We start from the raw sequence: 2289 nt of genomic DNA on the forward strand, positions 1-2289 counted from the left end.
GGTGACGAGCGCGACGGCGCAGCGGGGAGCGTTCCTCTCCGCGGTGTACTGCCTCGGGCTCGGGCTGCCGTTCCTCGCCGTCGGACTGGCTTTCCGACGTGCCGTCGGCGCCCTGCGGGTGCTGCGACGGCATACCCGCATCCTGACCCTGCTCGGCGGCATGCTGCTCGTCACGGTCGGCGTGCTTCAACTCACGGGGGAATGGGCCGACCTGGTTGCGAACCTACGGCCCTACGCCCCCGGCTTCTCGGAGATGCCGCTGTGACCTCCTCAACCCGTTCGAACGCCCGGCTCGCGCCTGCGTCCGGAGCCGCCGATCCCGCGCCACTCGCCGCCGGGTCCGTCGACGTCGAACCCGGCGACACCGTCGAGGCCGAGTCCGGCCTCGAGAAGTCCGGCCTCGAGTCCGCGGGATTCGACTCCGGCGTGGCGGCCAGCTCGCGCCGCCTGCCCGAGGGGCATGCCGACGCCCGCGTCGCCGCCCCCGAGGCGTTCGACCCGCCGGACAGCGCGGCCGGTCCGTCGCCCAGCGACCCCGGCGACCCCGGCGCGCCGACCGACGGACCGGGGCGCGCCCCCGGCGCCGGTGGCCGGTTCACCCGGCATCCGGCCCTTGCCCTCGCCGTCCGGTCCTGGCGCCAGCTCACCAGCATGCGCACCGCGTTGCTGCTGCTGTTCCTGCTGGCCCTGGCCGCCGTGCCCGGATCGCTGCTGCCGCAACGCGCCATCAACCCGATGCGGGTGGAGCAGTACCTCGCCGACCACCCCACCCTCGGTCCGCTGCTCGACTGGTTCTCCGGGTTCGACGTCTTCGCCGCGTCCTGGTTCGCGGCGATCTACCTGCTGCTGTTCATCTCCCTGATCGGCTGCCTGTCGTCCCGGATCCGCTGGCATGCCAGGGCGCTGTTCACCGCGCCGCCGAAGGCCCCGGCCCGGCCCGGCCGGCTGCCCGGCGGCAGCGTCTGGACGAGTCCGATGGAGCCCGGCGACGCGATGGCGGCCGCCCGGCAGGCGCTGCGCCGACGGCGCTTCCGGGTCACGGCCACGGCTGGCGAGGCCCGCGACGCGAAGGGGCCCGCCGACCACTCCGTCGCCGCGGAGAAGGGGTACCTGCGCGAGACCGGTAACCTCGTCTTCCACATTGCCCTGGTGGGGCTGCTCGCCGCGGTGGGCTTCGGTTCCTGGTACGGATACTCCGGGACCGTGCTCGTCGTCTCCGGGAGTGGATTCGCGAATACGATCATCTCCTATGACCAGTTCAACGCTGGTCAGCGCGTCGACACCGCGAAGCTGCGCCCGTTCTCGCTCACGCTGGACCGGTTCAACGCCACGTTCCAGCCGAGCGGCCAGCCGTCCGACTTCCGCGCCGACGTCACGTATGCCGCCGCGCTGAACGCCCCGACCCGCAAGGCGACCATCCGCGTCAACCATCCGCTGGTGATCGGCAATGCCAAGATTTACCTCATCGGGCATGGATTCGCCCCGCACTTTGTGCTTCGCGACGCCGCGCGCAAGGTCGTCTGGGAGTCGAACGTGCCGTGTACCCCGCGGGACGGCATGTTCACCTCAACCTGCACCGTCAAGATCCCCGACACCGGACTGCCCGCGCTGGGCGTCCGCAAGGAGCCCCAGCAGCTGGCCTTCAGCGGCGTGTTCACGCCGACCACCCGCCTCGACCCGACCCAGGGATACGTCTCCGTGTTCCCCGCGGCCCGCGCGCCCGGTCTGACGATCACGGGGTTCGTCGGCAACCTCCATCTCAACGAGGGCATTCCACAGAACGTCTACACGGTCGACACCCGCGACATGCGCCAGATCACGATGACGGGCCCGGCGGGCAGCGAGCGCACCGCGCAGGTCCTGGCCCTCGACAACCCGCGGCAGCGCACCCTTACCGGGCTGTCCGGCGGGATGAGCCTCGAGGCCGACAGCGTGGCCGAGTTCGCCACCTTCCAGGTCAAGTCCGACCCGTTCAAGGGCGAGGCGTTGCTCTTCGCGGTCCTCATCATCGTCGGGCTGATCGCGAGTCTCCGGGTGCGCCGCCGCCGGGTTTGGGTGCGGGCCCGGCCGGCGGCCGCCGGTGGGTGCACGGTGGAGATCGGCGGGCTGTCCCGCTCCGACGCCGACGGGTTCGCCGTCGAGTTGGCCCAGCTCACGACCCTGGTCCGCGAGGCCACCGGGCTTGCCGGCACCGACCGGTCCGTGCCGACCGCCTCGGAATCGAGCGGCGCCGAACCCGCCAGTACCGAACCCGCCAGTACCGAACCGGGCAGCACCGAACCGAGTAGC

General features: G+C 71.9%; 1 protein-coding gene and 1 pseudogene. Both read left to right on the plus strand.

The genetic code is table 11. The features are described from left to right. Positions 1–265: pseudogene (locus ACY45C_RS16425) on the plus strand (cytochrome c biogenesis protein CcdA); the annotation flags it as partial. Then, positions 262–2289, plus strand: a 2028-nt coding sequence (gene resB, locus ACY45C_RS16430) for a cytochrome c biogenesis protein ResB (RefSeq protein ID WP_462188454.1), incomplete at its 3' end; no start/stop codon positions are given. The pseudogene ACY45C_RS16425 and the gene resB, both read left to right, overlap by 4 nt.

Source organism: Frankia sp. CcWB2 (assembly GCF_977927585.1).